The organism is Sphingomonas sp. Leaf198 (assembly GCF_001424005.1).
Lineage (GTDB): Bacteria > Pseudomonadota > Alphaproteobacteria > Sphingomonadales > Sphingomonadaceae > Sphingomonas.
Map to the genome: position 1 here is coordinate 687,505 of NZ_LMPX01000001.1, position 16,508 is coordinate 704,012.

Genomic DNA, 16,508 nt, shown 5'->3' on the forward strand with positions numbered 1-16,508 from the left:
CTGCACGCAAATGATGCGGGGTGCGACGTGGGGGAAGTGATGCGGATCAAGACGATCGCGCTGTTGGGTGCAGGTGTGTTGCCGATGTCAGGCGGGCTTGTGCCTGTAGGCGCGCAGACGCCGCCGCCGCCGTCGACGACGGTCCAGCAAGATTTCGACGCAGCAACCGCGCTGGATGCCAAGCCCGATCGCACGGCATCACTGGTAGCCTGGGAAAAGCTGGAAACACGGACCAAGGCCGGGTCGCGCAGCCGCGGCATCGTGCTGATCCGCAAGGCGCCGATTCTGTTCGCCCTCAACCGCGCCGACGAATCGGTGAAGGCCGCACGCGCAGGGCTCGCCTTGCTTCCGGCGGACGACGCCAGTCTCGCGGAGGATCGGACCCGCGCGTTCCTCATCCTCGGCCAGGTCGCGACCGACACGCTCGATTACGCGGGCGCCGTGACTGCGCTGCAGCAGGCGGAGGCGAGTGCCATCACCACGGGGGACAAGCTGGGCGCGATGCTGGCGTTGGCGACCGCGCAGATTTTCATAGATCCCACTGCAGCAGCCGCCACTTTGGCACGAAGCGACACGCTGATCGCCAAGTCGAAGCTTGAGAAGAGCGTAGCCGCGCGGTTCGCACGCGAGTGGACCCTCCTGAAACTCAACACCGGCGATATCGCCGGCGCCCGTGCGAGCGCGTTGCAGGCGATCAGGCTTCTCGGCGGCCTCGAAACGGACAAGGTCGATATCATGGACGCCTCGGCACGGTCCGACGCCGCGATTGCGTTCCTGCTGGGGGGCAACGCGGAAGAGGCGCGGCGGTACATGGCCTATACCGGTGCAGGACGCATGGTGAAAGGTTCGTTCGATCCCGCGGCGGAGATGCGCTCGCCGGATTGTGGCGGCGATGCCGGTCTCAAGCCGCAGGACGTCGCGGTGGTCGAGTTCAACATCGCATCCGACGGCACGATCGACCAAGCGGTGCCGATCTATGCCGCGGGTGGCGGTCAGGTCGCGCTGGAGTTCGCGCGTGCGGTCAAGGGTTGGTCGTGGCCTGCCGAAAAGGTCCAGGCGATTCCGGCGTTCTATCGCTATCACGTGCGGGTCGAGATGCGCTGTTCGACCGCGTTCCAGCGGCCGTCGATCGGCGACGGGTTGGACGGTGTGTTGGAGCAATGGCTCTTCAGCAAGGGCGTCACGGTAGCGCCCGAACCGGTAGGGCTGCAGGCGGCAGCGCTCGCGGGGCAGCGGGCCGAACTGGCCTCGGCGACGGCCCAGTCGCCTGACGGTTTGCGCACGCTCGCCGCGATCTACCGCCTGACAAGCAATCCGACCGTCGCGCGCGAAGAGCGGGCTGCACTGTACGCACGCGCTCTGGCGATCGCGAAGGCCAATGATGCGCCCCCCAGCGCGCAACTGACCTTCGATTTGCCAGGACGCGTCGATGCGGTCACCGATATCTGGAAACCGGGTGTCTTTGAGCGCACGCTGACGCCGATGGTATCGGAACCAGTCTATGCGAACGATCCTCAGGCGCGAGCGGCGATCCGGCTGATCATGGTCGATGGCGCCGTTGCACGGACGCGAAAGTCCGAAAAGAACGACACGGCGATCGTCACGCTTCGGCAAGTGGCGGACGACACGGCGTTGCAGCCGAACGATCCGCTCCGCGTCGGTGCGCTGATCCGGATCGCGTCGATCGAGGAACGCAACGGTCAGATCGACGCGGCGCGCGCGACGTTCGCCTCCAGTGGCCTGACGGCGAACCAGTGTGCGATCATGGATGCACCACCCAAGATGGTATCCAAGCCCGGATCGGAAGCGTTCCCGATGGAAGCCCAGCGATGGGGTTTCGAAGGCTGGACCCAGGTTCAGTACGACATCGGCGCGGATGGCAACGTCGTCAACCAGCGCGCGCTGTTGAGCTATCCGCCGTTCATCTTCTCCGAAGCGGGGACCAAATTCTTCACGATGGCGAAATATGCCAAGACTTATCGGCCCGACGGAGGCCTCGGTTGTGGTGCCACGACGAGCCGCATCAAGTTTCTGCTGCCGGAATCGGCGCGGCGCGGATCGTGACTTTTAGCTAACTCCCTCCCAACAACCGTTGGGAGGGAGTTAGCTTTAAACCAGCACCTTGTCCGGCCGGCCGACCTCTTCGAGAACGGTCGTCGAATCGATCTCCATCATCGGTTTGATCAGCCCGTCGCGGATGTCGTAGACCCAGCCGTGGAGCAGCACTTCCTGCCCGCGCGCGAACGCGCCCTGGATCGTCTTGGTACGCGCAAGGCGTAGAAGCTGGTCGCGGACGTTGACCTCGACCAGTCGGTTGACCTTTTGCTCGCGGTCGGGCTGCGCGTCGATCTCGTCGGCATGGTCGTGCAGGACGCAGCGCGCGGTCGAGAGCCAGTCGTCGACCGGACCCGTCGTGCCGCCGTCGAGCGTCGCGCGGATCCCGCCGCACGCATAATGGCCGCAGATGATGATGTGCCGGACGCCGAGCACGTCGACCGCATATTGCAGGACCGACATCAGGTTCATGTCATCGTCGTTGACCAGATTGGCGATGTTGCGGTGAATGAACATGTTGCCCGGCGGCGTCATCGTCATCTGTTCCGGGCTGACCCGGCTGTCCGAACAGCCGATCCACAGGAACTCCGGGTTCTGCCCGACTAGCTGGCGCTGGAAGAAATCCGCGCTTTCCTCGATGATCTCGGCCGACCACGCCTTGTTGGCGAGCAGGAGCTGTTTGTACTGCCTCATGCGAAACGGACCTCGGTCTGGGGGGCGTTGATCAGCTTGACCGTGCGCAGCGCGAGATCGCCGCGGATGAGCACGGTGATGCCGCGATACGCGGCGCCCTTGATGAACGCGTTGATGATTTCGACATTGTCGAGATCGACATAGCTGGTCGACGACAGGTCGATCAGCAGGTTCGCGTTGTCGGGCACCTTGGCGAGCGACTTCTGCAATTCGTATTTATGGATGAAGTACAGGTTCCTCCGGGCGCGAACGAGGCAGTCCTCGTCGTCGCAGGCAAAGGTGATCGCGGTGCGGAAGTTGCGCGCGACGACGAACACGAAGCCGACCGCGAGGCCGATGACGATGCCTTCGAGGAGATCCGTGAACAGGATCGCAGCTACCGTGACGACGAACGGAATGAACTGCGTCCAGCCCTGCTTGAAGCGTTCGGTGTACAGCTTGGGCTTGGTCAGCTTGTAGCCGGTCGCGATCAGCACCGCGGCGAGCGCCGACAGCGGGATCAGGTTCAGCACCGCGGGGATAAGCGCGACGCTGACCAGCAGCCAGAAGCCGTGCAGGATCGTCGAAAGCTTGCTCTCGGCCTTCGCATCGACGTTCGCCGACGAGCGCACGATTACCGATGTGACGGGCAGGCCGCCGATCAGACCGGACAGGATGTTGCCGCCACCCTGCGCCATCAGCTCCCAGTTCTTGTCGGTCGAGCGCCGGCGCGGATCGATTTCGTCGACCGCCTTGACGCTCAGCAGCGATTCAAGGCTGGCGACGATCGCGAGCGTGACCGCGCTGCTCCAAACGATGCCCATCGTGATCCCTGAGAAATCGGGGAAGGTGAACAGCGACGGGAATTGCGACAGTGTCTGCGTGATCGGCACCTGGACGAGGTGCGTTGCCTGGAGCTGCCAGTCGGGCTTAACCAAACCAAGCAGCATATTGCCGAAGATGCCGATCAGCACGACCACCAGCGGGCCGGGGACGAAGCGCAGGGGACCGTCTTTCGGCTTGGCGCCATCCCACCAGAACAGGAAGGCGAGGCTGACGCCGGCGATCAGGATCGCACCGGGCGTCACGCTGGCCGAGAGGCTGTCGAGGATCCGCGAGAAGGTGTTGACGCCGTTGGCGGTGGTGAATTCGAAGATGCCCACCGCCTCGCGGTCGAATCCAACCGCATGCGGGATCTGCTTCAGGATCAGGATCAGGCCGATCGCGGCGAGCATGCCGGTGATGACCGACGATGGCACGAACTCGCTGAGGATGCCGGCGCGGGTCAGCGAGAAGCAGATCTGGAGAACGCCCGACAGCACGACGGCCATAAGGAACATCTGGTAGCTCGGCATGCTCTCGATCGCGGTCAGCACGATGACGGTCAGGCCGGCGGCAGGGCCGCTGACCGACAGCGGCGACTTCGAGAACAGGCCGACCGCAATGCCGCCGACAATGCCGGAGATAATGCCGGCGAACAGCGGTGCGCCGGAAGCAAGCGCAACGCCGAGACAGAGGGGCAGCGCAACGAGCGCGACGACGACGGAGGCGGGAAGATCCGCGCGCCATGTGGTAAGCTTTGGAATGAGAGTCGGCACCAGTGCTCCTGTCGCTGAGGTGTCGGCTGGGAATACGTCCGCACCGGACGCATCTATCCATGCCACATGACAAATAGTTCATGTTCATTAATCGATGAACGGTGGCTGACTCAAGGCGGAATGTTGCGACGCGGAAGATAGTTGGAGCGGACGAGTTTGGCTCGGCGTCGTCGCGCGCGGTTGCGTTGTCCGCGGGGACGCCTATCTCGGGCCGCTATGGCTCGAAGCACGACACGATCTTCCGACTGGGGTTTTCCGCGCTGGCGCGAATATGGCGCGAGCACCGAGGCGGTGACCGTGCGGCTATGCGATCGGCATGGCTGCAACGAGCCCGGCAATTGCCCGGCACCGAAATCGCCGAACAGCCCGGACCGCTGGTATTTCTGCATGAACCACGCGGGCGAATATAATCGCGGCTGGAATTATTTCGAAGGGTTGAGCGCGGAGGAAGCGGCCGAGCGTGAGGCGGCCGAAACGCGGACCGCGGACGGCTATACCGATCCCAAGCATTATGCCTGGGCTGGCTCGGGCGACGGCAGCCGGTCGCGTGACGAAATGCGCGCGCTGGAGGTGCTCGACCTCGAGCCCGACGCGACCTTCGAGGAGGTGCGCGCGGCGTGGCGGCGGATGGCGAAGGCGAATCATCCGGACGTGCGCCCGAATGACAAGGATGCGGCCAAGCGGTTCCAGGGCGTACAGGCGGCGTATGAGGTGCTGAAGGCGGCCGAGGATCAGCGGACGTGGAAACCGGCGTGATCCGGGTTCTTGCCAGTCGCTGGCAGGGGAGCGTTCTGGTCTGCGGCAAGTGTTCGAAGAAGCTGGATGGCGGGTTTGGCGAGAAGGGCCGGACGCCGCTCGTGAGGCTGCTGCGTCAGGCTCTCGGCCTCAAGAAAAGCCGCAAGGCGGATCGCGGCGTGGTCGAGGTTAAGTGCCTTGGCGTGTGTCCAAAGAACGCGGTGGTGATGGTCGACGGCGCCCGCCCAGACCGTTGGATGCTGGTGCCGACGGGCGCCAGTGCCGACGAGGTTGTCGCAACCTTAAGCCAACACGGTAACGTGCCCTCGCCCTCGCCGCCTTCGGCGTCTCTCCCTCTCCCCTGATGGGAGAGGGAAGGGGTCCGCAGCCACTTGGCCGTGGGAAGGGTGAGGGCACGGTCTCAGTCGGCGTACCGCTCGGCCGTTTCCCGGATCAGAGCGATCATGTTCGGGATCCCCTGCGTGCGGTTCGAACTCAGCTGCTTGCTCAGATCGAACGGCGCGAGTTCCGCAGTGATGTCGGTCGCGACGATCGCGCCTGGCGCCTGATCCTGCACCGTCAGCAACACCAGCGCGATGATCCCCTTGGTGATCGCCGCATTCGAGTCCGCCAGGAAGTGAAGCCGGCCATCATCGGTCGTGGTTGGATACACCCAAACCGAAGCCGAACACCCCCGCACCAACGTCGCATCCGTCTTCAGCGCATCCGGCATCGGTTCGAGTTCTTTGCCGAGGTCGATCAGCAGTCGGTAACGGTCGTCGGGTTCGAGGAAGTCATATTCCTCGCGAATGTCGATGAGGGTGGCCATGGCGCGGCGGTAGCGGTTCGGCTTCAGCGCTTCAACACCGGGGAACAAACCAGAGGCGTATCTGTGGTTACTACCACCCCGGCGAAGGCCGGGGCCCAGTTGGGGGACAGCTATGGCGAGGTGCGTCCTTCGTTACTACCACCTCTCCAACTGGGCCCCGGCCTTCGCCGGGGTGGTCGTGTGGTTTTGGCAAGACTTAAAGATCCACCCCGGCAGCGATCGCCTCGAGCTTCTTGATGCGCTCCTTCAAATCCGCGATCTCGATCCGCGATCCGGTCGACACCGCCATCGGCATCCGACCGTCTTGTGTATGATCCAGCTCCAGTCGGCGCAGCGAGAGCCATCCGCGCCATCCGGCCAAGCCACCGGCCACGATCATCGCCAGCCCCGCAAGGCTCGCCAGCGCCAAGGTGATATAGACGTTAGGGTCGATCATGTCCGCCTCCTAGCGGTCGCGGAGCCGCTCGATCTCTCGGTCGAGATCGACGCTCTTGTGGTTGTCGGTGATCACGCGCTCCAGCACCTGGATGCGCTCCTTCATCTGCTGCACCTCGTCGCGCAGCCGCAGCGCATCGACGCTGTCGACCGGGTTCGCCGGGGCGTCGCCCAGCGCGCGGTAGCGAGCGGTCAGCACCTTGGCGACCATCACGATCAGCACGATGCAGACGACCATCGAAAAGGGGTTCATCGTGTCTCTCCTTCGGCGGGGCTCGCGGTGCGGCCCGTCAGCGTAAGCGTTGGTGACGTCTCTAAAGGTCGCGCTGGGGAGGGTGGATCGGCCCGGAGCCGTTCGATCTCGTCGGCAACGCCGATGCCCCGGTCGGTGACGATCCGTTCGAGGACCCGCACCCGCTGTTCCAGGCGTTCGGTGTGCGCCGCATATTGCGCGGACTTCTCGGCGGTCTGCGCATTGAGCGCGGTTGCCATGCGCTCCTTGTGCTTGATCCAGTCCTTGAAGACGCTGCTGCCGATCCCGAGAATGACGGGAAGGCCGATCACGATGAAGACGAGCAGGAAGATCGTGAAGTTGTTCATGATCTATGTCCTTCAGCGGTCGCGGAGGGCTTCGATCTCGCGAGCGGTGCGCTCGGCTGGATCGGTGGCGATGCGTTCGAGAACCGCGATCCGTTCCTCGAGCCGCGACACCTGCCCGGTCAACCGCTCGTTCTCGTTGCTGAGCAACAGGACCTTGCGGTCACCGTCGACATCGCCGTCTCGCCCGCGTTTGCGGCTACGCATTTCCGGTTCGAAGCCATGCTTGGCGCGGATCCAATTGTTCGCAACCCAAGCGACCGGTCCCACCGAAATCGCCACGATCGGTATCATCAAAGCCCAATCCATCGATATTCTCCCTGTTGACGCCGCGTCTCAGCGCAGGCTGTCGATCTCTGCCGCGAGGCTGTTGCTTGAGCGGCTGGTATAGTGCGTCTCGATGTCGGCGAGTCGGCGGTCGATGTCGCGGAACTTGCTGCGGACCTCGGCGGTCGAGCGTTTCGGGTTCGAGCGGACGCCCTGCCAGAACTTCGCGTCGTCGGGCGTCTCGTATAAGCCGATCGGCTTGGCGTGCCCCATCCAGGCGACCATCCAATAGGCCAGCAGTGTCCAGGGAAAGCCGCCGGCGAGCGTTAGTACGACCATCCCGACCCGGACGAAGAGTGCGTCGATGCCGGTATAGTCGGCGATCCCGGCGCAGACGCCCTTCCACTTGGCATTCTGCTTATCGAGGTAGAATTGTGTGCGGCTGGCGGACATTTCAGTTCCTCCGATCGAGGGGGCGATCCAATGGGCGTTCGGACTGACGATCCGACAGATACGGCGACTGCGTTGTGCCGAGGCCCGGCTTCCAGTCGGGGTTATCGGCGGCGATGATCCGTTCGACGGTCATCACGCGGTCCTCGAGGCGGCGTGCGAGCGCCTGCATCTCGTCGAGCAGGCGCTCATCCTCTTCGGTGATCCGCGGCGCCTGCTTCCACTTGGTGATGTAGTGCAGGATCACCCAGGGCAGCCCGATGAATAGAATGCCGCAGACCAGAACTGGCATGAAATCATCCATCTCAGTCGTCCTTCTTCAGGCGCGCCTTGAGCGCGGCGAGCTGGGCGTCGACCTTGTCGTTGCTGCGCAACTCGGCGATTTCCTCTTCGAGCGTCTTGACGACCCCGAGCCCCATCGCGTCCGCGCGGCCCTCGGCCTCGTCGACGCGGCGGTCGAGGATGTCGAAGCGGCTGAACGCCTCGTGCGTCTTCGGCCCGTTGTACATCTCGCGCAGCCGGGTGCGATTGTTCGCGCTCTCCAGTCGGGTCTGCACCGCGTTCTGCTTGGTGCGCGCCTCGCGGAGCTTGGTCTGGAGCTTGGCGATGTCCTCTTCGGAAGCCCGAAGCGCATCGTCGAGTACGCCGACCTCGGCCTTCAACTGCTCGGCCATGTCGAATGCCTTCTGGCGCTCGACCAGGGCTGCCTTGGCGAGATCCTCGCGGTCCTTGCTCAGCGCCAGCTCGGCCTTCTCTGTCCAGTTGTCCTGGAGCTGCTCCAGCTTCGAGATATGGCGGCGCATCTCCTTCTGGTCGGCGATGGTGCGCGCGGCGGAGGCGCGAACCTCGACCAGCGTTTCCTCCATCTCGAGGATGATCATGCGGATCATCTTCGACGGATCTTCGGCCTTCTCAATCAAGTCGGCGAAGTTGGCGGCGACGATGTCGCGGGTGCGGGAAAAGATGCCCATGTAAATCCTACTCCAGGGGTCGGCCCGAGGCTCTAAGCCTTCGGGGTCTTAGGCCACGATTGCGGTATGAACCGCAACGGGCGTTGCGTTGGTTGCGATCGCGGGGCCGACTGCGCCGAGGACGCAGGTTGCGCTGACGACGATGGTGCAGAGGGTGGCGACGACGGTGCGGGCGATGTTGGCGTTGAACATGGTGGGTCCCCTTTAAGGCTGGTTGGTTCCGCTATTCGGCGGGTTGCCTGAAGCATTGCATCTCTCGTGCCAGTTTTGAAAATGGCGGGTTTGCAGGGGTTTGCACGATTTCGACGGTGGGCGTGCTACCGCAAGCTTGCCAAGAGTTGGGAATTCGCGCCACATCTTCGCCATGGAGCGAACAACCCAGGTCATCGGCGAGTCCGGCACGTTCATGGCGGCGCTCGAACGCGCATCGCGCGCGGCGGCGCTGGACCGTCCGGTGCTGGTGATCGGCGAGCGCGGGACGGGCAAGGAACTGGTCGCTGAACGCCTCCACCGCCTGTCGCCGCGGTGGGATCAGCCGCTGGTGATCATGAACTGCGCGGCGCTGCCCGAGACGTTGATCGAGGCGGAATTGTTTGGGCATGAAGCCGGGGCTTTCACCGGTGCGACCAAGGCGCGGGTCGGGCGGTTCGAGGAGGCCGATGGGGGCACGTTGTTCCTAGACGAACTCGGCACGCTGTCGATGGCGGCGCAGGACCGCCTGTTGCGCGCGGTCGAATATGGCGAGATCACCCGGATCGGCTCGTCGCGGCCGATGCGCGTCGACGTGCGGATCGTGGCCGCGACCAACGAACATCTCCCCGACAAGGTTGACCGACATGAGTTCCGCGCCGATTTGCTCGACCGCTTGTCGTTCGAGGTGGTGACTCTGCCGCCTCTGCGCGCACGAACTGGGGACGTGGTGGTGCTGGCAGAGCATTTCGGCCGGCGCATGGCGTCTGAGCTTGGGCGCGAACGCTGGGAAGGCTTCGGCCCGGCGGCTATGGACGCACTGATCGCATACCGCTGGCCCGGCAACGTCCGCGAACTTCGCAACGTCGTCGAGCGCGCGGTGTATCGCTGGGAACAGGCGGGGCCGATCGACGCGATCGAGATCGACCCGTTCCAGTCGCCACACCGGCCTGGTGCCTCGACCGCGCCTAAGCCCATGGTTGTGGCTCCGCGCGCAGCCGAACCGGATGACGGCGAGGACCCGGTCGTCGCGTGCGAAGAAGGCCCCTCGGATTTCAAGTCCCGCGTATCCCGCTTCGAACGCGATCTCCTCTCGCGCGCCCTGTCGGAACATCGCTTCAACCAACGCGCCACCGCCGAGGCGCTAGGCCTGAGCTACGACCAACTCCGCCACGCCCTGAAACGTCACGACCTTCTCAACGCGGGCGGTTGACCTACTTCCCCCCTCCCTGGAAGGGAGGGGCGGGGGGTGGGTAGGCTTCCGTATCGTGAAACGACCGCGGCACAAGCTGGCCGACCCACCCCCAACCCCTCCCTTCCAGGGAGGGGCGCAGAAGGGGCAGTCACCCTCAGGCGCTCTTCCCCACCAACCCCGCCAGCTTCTTCAACTTCGGCGCAACGATCGGCACCGTCAGCATCGTGCTCGCCAGCGCCATCAGCAGTAGTGCCGTGAACGTCTCATTCGTTATGATCTTCTTATCCAGCAGGATGTTGACGAAGATGATCATGATCAGCGCCTTGGTCTGAAGCAGCCAGCCGATCGCCGACGCCTCGCCCGGCCGCCATTTCAGGATCCGCCCGGCGGCGTGAACGCCGGCCAGCTTGCCGCCGACCGACGCGACCAGCAGCAACGCCGCCGCCCCGAACACCGCGTAACCGCCGACCGCCCACTGCGTCTTCAACCCGGTCGACAGGAAGAACACCGGCATCACCGCGAGCAGCACGAAGTGGCGGAACTGGTCCATCTTCGCTGTCGTGAACCATTTAGAATCGAGCACCGCGCCCGACAGGAACGCGCCGACCATGAAGTGCAGCCCCGCCCAGTCCGCCGCGAACCCGCAGCCCGCGAGCCAGATCAGGCTGACATACCAGCGATCGCGCTCCTCGATCATCGCCATCAGCTTGCGCACGACAAACGTGGCGATCGCGAACCCGACGAGGAAGCCGCCCTGCCGCCCGACGCGCTCCCAGTCGAGCAGGATCAGCGCGAGCACACCCCAGATCGCGATGTCGTCGAGGCTGGCATAGCGCAGGATCCGTTGGCCGATCGGTTGGCGCAGCACGTCGAGCTTTTCCAGGAACAGCACGAGGATCGGCAGCGCGGTGACTGCGCATGCCATGCCGATGCCGAGCACCACCTGCCACGTCGCGCCGTCCGGCCCCCGCCAGCCCGGATAGCGCAGCATCAGCACCGCGGCGATGCTGCCCGTGATCAGCGGTACCGCGAGCGCGAGCCCTGCGGTCACGCCGGTTTCGCCGCGCCGCTTCCATGCCTCGCCGAGGTCGAGTTCGATCCCCGCGACCCACACGAACATCATCACCGCCCACCACGCGATGCCGTTGAGCGAGCCCAAGGTCGCAGGCGTGAAGACCGTCGCATAATAATCGGGATAGGCCGCGCCGAGTACGCCCGGCCCGAGCAGGATGCCGCCGAAGATCTGCACCACCACCAGCGGCGCCCAGTAATCGGTCCGCCCGAGCCGCCACACCAGATACGGCACGGTGAAGATGATGAGTATCGCGAGGAGGAAGACCTCCGTCGGCGTCATGGCGTGCATGTGGATCCCCCGCGCCGATCGGTTCCCCCCGCCGGCTTTGTTCCGGACGCACACTATCCGCGCGTGGGTGCGGCGGCAATTGGCTGATGGTCGCGGTCCACCACGTGGTGCATGCGCCATCGCGGGACACGCAAACCGGCTGACATGGAGCGGTGCGACCTGATACGCCGTGTGTCACCGTCGGTGCCGTGCGCCGGGCGGGCCGGTACCCGCGAAAGGATTTCCCATGAGAAGATCGTTGTTTGCGCTGACGTTGCTGGCGGCGCCGGCTTGGGCGCCCGCCTTTGCTCAGGGCACCGCGCCGTTCACCGTCAACGGACAGGGATTCGCGACGTTGCAGGAGGCGGTGACGTCGATCCGGATGGGGACCGCGACGATCCTGATCGCCCCCGGCACCTATCGGCAGTGCGCTATCCAGCAGGGCGGCCACATCACCTTCAAGGCGGTTCAGCCCGGCAAGGCGATCTTCGACAGCGTTGCCTGCGAGGACAAGGCGGCGCTGGTGCTGCGCGGCAACGGGTCGGTGGTCGATGGCCTCGTCTTCCGCGGCTACCGCGTGTCGGACGGCAACGGCGCCGGTATCCGCACCGAATCAGGCGACTTGACCGTCACGAACTCCATGTTCCTCAACAGCCAGGAGGGGATTCTGGGCGGCCAGCCGACCAACCAGCGGATCACGATCGACCGGTCTACCTTCTCGGGGCTTGGCCAGTGCGACCAGTCGCCAAGCTGTGCGCACTCGATCTATCTCGACAACAAGGGCAGCATCTCCGTCACCAATTCTCGGTTCGAGCGTGGCAACGGCGGGCATTACGTCAAGCTGCGTAGCCCCACGGTCACGATCACCGACAACAGCTTCGACGATACGGCGGGGCACAAGACCAACTACATGATCGATCTCCCCGAAGGCGCAACCGGCCTGATCGCGCGCAACACCTTCGTCCAGGGCAAGGACAAGGAAAACCATTCGGGGATGATCGTCGTCGCGGCGGAGGCGCGGACCTATCCGTCGACCGGCCTGCGCGTCGAGAACAACGACGCGCGGCTGTCGCCGGGTGACACCACCAACCCGGCGTTCCTGATCGACTTCAGCCACGACAAGCTCGCGATCGGCGCGAACCGGTTGGGTGCGGGGCTTCGGGCGTTCGAAACCCGGTAACGGGGGCGGGGTGGCGTGCCGGATGCGTCACCAACAAACCGAGGCACTGCTCCAACCCGGAACACTGTTCTCCCGCGAAGGCGGGAGCCCAGACTGGACTCCCGCCTTCGCGGGAGAACATGCTTTTCGGTGTGGGTGCGCGGCGCTTAGTTAGAGCACGTGCTCGCAGCACTCGGATCGAGATCGAGGCACCGCCCGTCGAGCCCCGACACCGGCAACCCGATCGTCGCCGCCAACGTCGGCACGATATCCACCGTTTCCACCGACAGCGGTTGCTCGAACCCGGTCATCCCCTTGCGCCAGAACAGGATCGGCACGCGGCGGTCGTAATCCCAAGGCGACCCATGAGTCTCGACATATCCCCCCGCCGGCGACACGATCGTCGTCACGCGCGGCTTGAGCAGCACCACCATCTGCCCCGACCGCTCCGGGTAGAACGACGCCCGCGCACGCTCGATCAGCGTCCAGGTCTCGGGCGGGCTCTTCGCCATCGGCGTCGCCATGATCTCGGCGGCGGAGTACGCGCCCGCGATCTGCGGCATCGCGCGATAGCGGCGCAGCGCCTCGGCAAGTACCTTGGCCTGCGTCTTCGCTGGCAGCGTGTCGTCGATATACACGTCGCCTTCCGTTCCGAGCAGCACACTACCCGGCAGCCCCATGTCCTTGGCGATCGCAGTGCCGACCTGTTTGGCGAGCACGTTCTCGTCCATGTGCGCCTCCATCGGCATCGCGCGCTGCTGCTGACGCTCGGTCGCGTCGTGCGCGCCGTGATCCGCGGTCAGCACGACCTCGTAGTCGACCCCGGTCTCGTCCATCACCGCGAAGAAATCGCCGAGCGTCTTGTCGAGCTGCGCCATCTGGATGCACATCTCCGACCCCTGCGTGCCGTAGGTGTGGCCGATGTAATCGGTCGCCGACGCGCCGATGTCGATGATGTCGGTCTGCGGGCCCTTGCCGAGCTTCATGTCCTGCACCAGCGCCGCCGCCATCGCGAACACCGCGGCGTCGGAGGCGGGCGACACCCGGAACCCCTTCGCATCACCCGCCTCGCGCTCGAAGCGGCCCTGGCCGTAGGTCTTGCCCGCGATCACGATCGGGTGGTTCACGCCTGCGCAATAGCCGGGCAGCGGCAGCTCCGCCTGCGGCTTGGCGATCAGCGCGGCGACCGCGTCGCGCGTGCGCTGCACCGCCGGCGGCACCGCGCGGCCCGCATAGGAAACGTACGTCTTGCCGTCCCACCACCAGAGCTCGTCGACCTTGTGGCCGCCCATCATCACCGCCGCGCGATCCTTCCCCGCGACCGAGACCGAGCGGGTGCGCGGATCGCGTGCCTTCATCATCTCGCCGAGCGTCGGTACCTTCAAATGCATGTCGGACACGGTGTAGCTGTCGTGCGTGCTGCCGGTGACGCGCTCGTCCTCCGAGCAGTAGACGACCTTGTCGGGCCGTCCGGCGCGCTGGTCGATCCAGTTGTTGGCGATGATGCCCGTATGCGCGGGCCGCATGCCGGTCAGGATCGTCGAGTGGCCCGGGCACGTCTCGGTCGCGGCATGGCTCTGATACCCGCTAGGGAACACTGCGCCGTTCAGCAGCCGCGTGAAGCCGCCGGTATAGTGATTGCGATATTGCTGGAACAGGTCGGCAGCGAACTGGTCGACCGAGATCGCGACGATCAGTTTCGGGGGAGTCGTCGGGGTCGGCGCGGGGGGCACCGCCGTCTGGGCAGAGACCGAAGCGGCCGACGTCAGCAGGAGCGCGGCGATAAGTGCTTTCACGAACAGTCCTTTAGCCAGCGACGACCATCGAGCGCGGCCGTCGCTTTGAAGTGCAATACGACAAGGTCACCGCTATGGCTTTGCGCGATGAACGAAACAAGGATGGCCATGCGCGGATTACGTTGCGCCGTGATGACGGTCTTGCTGGCCGTCTGCGGGCTAGCGAGTGCGCCCACGTTTGCGGAATCGTTGAACGGCTCCAGCCAGCATCTGATGATGAAGCTGGTCGCCGAAAGCGATCACCCGAAGGCCGGCGCGCCGCTGACGATCGCGCTGGCGACGACGCCCGAGACCGGCTGGCACGGCTATTGGCGCAACCCTGGCGATGCGGGTTTTCCGGCGACGTTCGACTGGACCTTGCCGACGGGCGCGAAGGCGGGCGAGCCCGAATGGCCGGTGCCGACGACGCTGCTGATCGCGGGCCTGATGAACTATGTCTACGAGGCGCCCTATGCGCCGCTCGTGACGATCCAGGTTCCGGCGGGGCTGGCGGTAGGCACGAAATTCCCGATCCGCCTGAAGACGAGCTATCTCGTCTGCTCGGCGACGATCTGCGTACCCGAAGAGAAGGCGTTGTCGCTCGACCTCACGATAGGTGACGGCGCGCCGTCGCAGGCGGCGGCGTTCGCCGGCTGGCGTCAGGCTATCCCCAAGCCGCTCGATGCCGGCGCGACCTACGCCGCGAGCAACGGGACGATGAGGATCGCGGTGCCGTTTCCGGCGGGCGCGAAGATCGACAAGGCGTATTTCTTCCCCGTTACCACCGGCGCGATCGAGAACGGCGCCGCGCAGACCGTCACGCGTGACGGCGACCGGCTGACGATAACGACGAAGGTCGCCGCCAACGCTAAGACCGGCGGACCGATCGAGGGCGTGCTGCGGATCGGCGACGGGCAGGGGCTCGGCGTCAAGGCGACGCCCGGTGCGGTGGCTGAAGCGGCTGGCGGCGACGCGACGAGCGCGAACGGCGAGAGCCTCTGGCTGACCGCGCTGATCGCGTTCGCCGGCGCAGTGCTCGGCGGCCTGATCCTGAACATCATGCCCTGCGTGTTCCCGATCCTCAGCCTCAAGGCGCTCAGCCTCGCACGCGGCGGCGCGAGCGAGAAGGACGCGCGCGGCGAGGCTCTGGCCTATACCGCGGGCGTCGTGCTGGTCTGCCTCGGCCTCGGCGGCGCGATCCTGGCTCTGCGCGCAGGCGGGTCCGCGGTCGGCTGGGCGTTCCAGTTGCAGCATCCCGGCGCGATCGTCGCGCTGCTGCTGCTGAGCACCGCGATCGCGTTCAACCTTGCCGGGCTTTTCGAGGTCCCGACACCGCGTTTTGCCGGCGAGAGTGGCGCAAGCGGTGCGTTCGCGACGGGCGCGCTGGCCGCGTTCATCGCGACTCCGTGCACCGGGCCGTTCATGGGCGCTGCGCTCGGCGCGGCGCTGGTGCTGCCGTGGCCGGCGGCGCTTGCCGTGTTCGGCGGGCTCGGGATCGGCTTGTCGCTCCCGTTCCTTGCGATCGGGTTCATCCCTGCGTGGCGGCGGTGGCTGCCAAAGCCCGGCGCGTGGATGGAGACGTTCCGCCATATCCTGTCGGTGCCGATGTTCCTGACCGCGATCGCGCTTGGCTGGGTGCTCGGGCGGCAGACCGGGGTGGATACGCTGACGCTCGCGCTGGTCGCGGTGCTGGCGGTCGGCGCGGTGCTATGGATTGGTGGCTCGCGTCAGCGCAAAGGTAAGTCGTTCGGCGTTGTGGCGCAGGTTCTCCTGCTCGTCGTGTTCGTCGGTAGCGCGGTATTGATCTCGCGCGCGCCGCCAGTGTCCGCAAAAGTAGCGACCGCTGGCGACGAGGCATTCACCGAGGCCAAGCTCGCCTCGCTGCGCGCCGAGAAGCGTCCGGTGTTCGTGTACTTCACCGCCGACTGGTGCCTTACGTGCAAGGTCAACGAGAAGGCGGCGATCGACACCACCGGCGTCCGCGATGCCTTTGCCAAGCACAAGGTGGCGGCCTTGATCGGCGACTGGACCGACGGCGACCCTGTGATGGGCCGCTTCATCCAAGCCCACAACCGCGCCGGTGTCCCGCTGTATCTATACTACGCGCCGGGCGCAGCCGAACCCACTGTATTGCCGCAGGTTCTGACGCCGGGCTTACTGGAAGGCCTAGGAGCCTAGGGGTTCCCCTCCCTGGAAGGGAGGGGTCAGGGGTGGGTTGGCCAGTTGGCTAGCACAGCAC

19 protein-coding genes are annotated in these 16,508 nt (G+C 65.3%); 6 read left to right on the forward strand and 13 right to left on the reverse strand.

The genetic code is table 11. The annotated features are described in order from the left end of the window. Positions 1-39: 39 nt before the first annotated feature. A complete protein-coding gene (locus tag ASG20_RS03165; protein WP_056048402.1) occupies positions 40-2,064 on the forward strand; it encodes a hypothetical protein in 2,025 nt (674 codons plus the stop codon). 45 nt (positions 2,065-2,109) lie between these two features. Here ASG20_RS03165 and ASG20_RS03170 read toward each other — a convergent pair whose 3' ends face one another. Together ASG20_RS03170 and ASG20_RS03175 are read right to left on the reverse strand one after the other, a co-directional pair. After that, positions 2,110-2,748 carry a carbonic anhydrase gene (locus ASG20_RS03170; RefSeq protein WP_056048405.1) on the reverse strand — a complete coding sequence of 213 codons (639 nt, stop codon included), beginning with the start codon at positions 2,746-2,748 and terminating at the stop codon, positions 2,110-2,112. After that, positions 2,745-4,325, reverse strand: a complete 1,581-nt coding sequence (locus ASG20_RS03175; protein ID WP_082470709.1) for a SulP family inorganic anion transporter — start codon at positions 4,323-4,325, stop codon at positions 2,745-2,747. Before ASG20_RS03175 ends, ASG20_RS03170 begins: the two co-directional genes overlap by 4 nt. Positions 4,326-4,541: 216 nt before the next feature. Between ASG20_RS03175 and ASG20_RS03180 the strand changes: the two genes are divergently transcribed. Then, on the forward strand, positions 4,542-5,081 hold the full coding sequence (locus tag ASG20_RS03180; RefSeq protein WP_056048407.1) for a J domain-containing protein: 540 nt from the start codon (positions 4,542-4,544) through the stop codon (positions 5,079-5,081). Continuing rightward, a complete protein-coding gene (locus ASG20_RS03185) occupies positions 5,066-5,425 on the forward strand; it encodes a (2Fe-2S) ferredoxin domain-containing protein (RefSeq protein ID WP_231420319.1) in 360 nt (119 codons plus the stop codon). The genes ASG20_RS03180 and ASG20_RS03185 overlap by 16 nt, the downstream gene beginning before the upstream one ends. Before the next feature lie 56 nt (positions 5,426-5,481). Here ASG20_RS03185 and ASG20_RS03190 read toward each other — a convergent pair whose 3' ends face one another. The 9 genes from ASG20_RS03190 to ASG20_RS19610 form a co-directional block, all read right to left on the reverse strand. After that, positions 5,482-5,889: a SufE family protein gene (locus ASG20_RS03190; RefSeq protein WP_056048410.1), complete on the reverse strand. Its 408-nt coding sequence runs from the start codon at positions 5,887-5,889 to the stop codon at positions 5,482-5,484. Positions 5,890-6,085: 196 nt separating this feature from the next. Beyond that, positions 6,086-6,325, reverse strand: coding sequence for a hypothetical protein (locus tag ASG20_RS03195; protein WP_056048413.1), 240 nt, complete (start codon positions 6,323-6,325; stop codon positions 6,086-6,088). Positions 6,326-6,334: 9 nt separating this feature from the next. Beyond that, the gene (locus tag ASG20_RS03200; RefSeq protein ID WP_056048416.1) at positions 6,335-6,577 is read right to left on the reverse strand and encodes a hypothetical protein; all 243 of its coding nucleotides are present in this window, start codon (positions 6,575-6,577) and stop codon (positions 6,335-6,337) included. After that, positions 6,574-6,924, reverse strand: a complete 351-nt coding sequence (locus ASG20_RS03205) for a hypothetical protein (RefSeq protein ID WP_327196539.1) — start codon at positions 6,922-6,924, stop codon at positions 6,574-6,576. Before ASG20_RS03205 ends, ASG20_RS03200 begins: the two co-directional genes overlap by 4 nt. Before the next feature lie 12 nt (positions 6,925-6,936). Continuing rightward, positions 6,937-7,215, reverse strand: coding sequence for a hypothetical protein (locus ASG20_RS03210; RefSeq protein ID WP_231420318.1), 279 nt, complete (start codon positions 7,213-7,215; stop codon positions 6,937-6,939). A gap of 42 nt (positions 7,216-7,257) precedes the next feature. After that, positions 7,258-7,641 (reverse strand): envelope stress response membrane protein PspC, encoded by a 384-nt coding sequence (gene pspC / locus ASG20_RS03215; protein ID WP_056048424.1) that lies wholly within the window; start codon positions 7,639-7,641, stop codon positions 7,258-7,260. Between the two features lies 1 nt (position 7,642). Beyond that, entirely contained in the window at positions 7,643-7,942 is a 300-nt protein-coding gene (pspB, locus tag ASG20_RS03220; protein ID WP_056048427.1) for an envelope stress response membrane protein PspB, read from the reverse strand. A 1-nt stretch (position 7,943) separates the two neighbouring features. Further along, entirely contained in the window at positions 7,944-8,609 is a 666-nt protein-coding gene (gene pspA, locus ASG20_RS03225) for a phage shock protein PspA (RefSeq protein ID WP_056048430.1), read from the reverse strand. Between the two features lie 48 nt (positions 8,610-8,657). Next, a complete protein-coding gene (locus ASG20_RS19610; RefSeq protein WP_168371596.1) occupies positions 8,658-8,801 on the reverse strand; it encodes a hypothetical protein in 144 nt (47 codons plus the stop codon). Positions 8,802-8,973: 172 nt separating this feature from the next. On the opposite strand from ASG20_RS19610, the gene pspF reads away from it, so the two are divergent. Next, entirely contained in the window at positions 8,974-10,011 is a 1,038-nt protein-coding gene (pspF, locus tag ASG20_RS03230) for a phage shock protein operon transcriptional activator (RefSeq protein ID WP_056048432.1), read from the forward strand. A gap of 136 nt (positions 10,012-10,147) precedes the next feature. Here the strand turns inward: pspF and ASG20_RS03235 are convergent, their stop codons facing one another. Beyond that, entirely contained in the window at positions 10,148-11,356 is a 1,209-nt protein-coding gene (locus tag ASG20_RS03235) for a cation:proton antiporter (RefSeq protein WP_056048435.1), read from the reverse strand. A gap of 226 nt (positions 11,357-11,582) precedes the next feature. Between ASG20_RS03235 and ASG20_RS03240 the strand changes: the two genes are divergently transcribed. After that, entirely contained in the window at positions 11,583-12,515 is a 933-nt protein-coding gene (locus ASG20_RS03240; RefSeq protein ID WP_056048438.1) for a right-handed parallel beta-helix repeat-containing protein, read from the forward strand. A 146-nt stretch (positions 12,516-12,661) separates the two neighbouring features. On the opposite strand, the gene ASG20_RS03245 is transcribed toward ASG20_RS03240, so the two are convergent. Continuing rightward, the gene (locus tag ASG20_RS03245; protein WP_056048441.1) at positions 12,662-14,290 is read right to left on the reverse strand and encodes an alkaline phosphatase family protein; all 1,629 of its coding nucleotides are present in this window, start codon (positions 14,288-14,290) and stop codon (positions 12,662-12,664) included. Between the two features lie 108 nt (positions 14,291-14,398). Here ASG20_RS03245 and ASG20_RS03250 point away from each other — a divergent pair, with 108 nt between their 5' ends. Beyond that, complete coding sequence (locus ASG20_RS03250) at positions 14,399-16,447, forward strand: protein-disulfide reductase DsbD family protein (RefSeq protein ID WP_201780664.1); 2,049 nt, start codon at positions 14,399-14,401, stop codon at positions 16,445-16,447. The last annotated feature ends 61 nt before the right edge of the window (positions 16,448-16,508 follow it).

What these genes read in the sequence shown, in the direction of transcription:
- ASG20_RS03165 (WP_056048402.1), top strand. Translation starts at nt 40, where the DNA reads ATGCGGATCAAGACGATCGCGCTGTTGGGTGCAGGTGTGTTGCCGATG.
- ASG20_RS03170 (WP_056048405.1), bottom strand. Translation starts at nt 2,748, where the DNA reads ATGAGGCAGTACAAACAGCTCCTGCTCGCCAACAAGGCGTGGTCGGCC.
- ASG20_RS03180 (WP_056048407.1), top strand. Translation starts at nt 4,542, where the DNA reads ATGGCTCGAAGCACGACACGATCTTCCGACTGGGGTTTTCCGCGCTGG.
- ASG20_RS03190 (WP_056048410.1), bottom strand. Translation starts at nt 5,889, where the DNA reads ATGGCCACCCTCATCGACATTCGCGAGGAATATGACTTCCTCGAACCC.
- ASG20_RS03195 (WP_056048413.1), bottom strand. Translation starts at nt 6,325, where the DNA reads ATGATCGACCCTAACGTCTATATCACCTTGGCGCTGGCGAGCCTTGCG.
- ASG20_RS03200 (WP_056048416.1), bottom strand. Translation starts at nt 6,577, where the DNA reads ATGAACCCCTTTTCGATGGTCGTCTGCATCGTGCTGATCGTGATGGTC.
- ASG20_RS03205 (WP_327196539.1), bottom strand. Translation starts at nt 6,924, where the DNA reads ATGAACAACTTCACGATCTTCCTGCTCGTCTTCATCGTGATCGGCCTT.
- ASG20_RS03210 (WP_231420318.1), bottom strand. Translation starts at nt 7,215, where the DNA reads ATGATACCGATCGTGGCGATTTCGGTGGGACCGGTCGCTTGGGTTGCG.
- pspC (WP_056048424.1), bottom strand. Translation starts at nt 7,641, where the DNA reads ATGTCCGCCAGCCGCACACAATTCTACCTCGATAAGCAGAATGCCAAG.
- pspB (WP_056048427.1), bottom strand. Translation starts at nt 7,942, where the DNA reads ATGGATGATTTCATGCCAGTTCTGGTCTGCGGCATTCTATTCATCGGG.
- pspA (WP_056048430.1), bottom strand. Translation starts at nt 8,609, where the DNA reads ATGGGCATCTTTTCCCGCACCCGCGACATCGTCGCCGCCAACTTCGCC.
- ASG20_RS19610 (WP_168371596.1), bottom strand. Translation starts at nt 8,801, where the DNA reads ATGTTCAACGCCAACATCGCCCGCACCGTCGTCGCCACCCTCTGCACC.
- pspF (WP_056048432.1), top strand. Translation starts at nt 8,974, where the DNA reads ATGGAGCGAACAACCCAGGTCATCGGCGAGTCCGGCACGTTCATGGCG.
- ASG20_RS03235 (WP_056048435.1), bottom strand. Translation starts at nt 11,356, where the DNA reads ATGCACGCCATGACGCCGACGGAGGTCTTCCTCCTCGCGATACTCATC.
- ASG20_RS03240 (WP_056048438.1), top strand. Translation starts at nt 11,583, where the DNA reads ATGAGAAGATCGTTGTTTGCGCTGACGTTGCTGGCGGCGCCGGCTTGG.
- ASG20_RS03250 (WP_201780664.1), top strand. Translation starts at nt 14,399, where the DNA reads ATGCGCGGATTACGTTGCGCCGTGATGACGGTCTTGCTGGCCGTCTGC.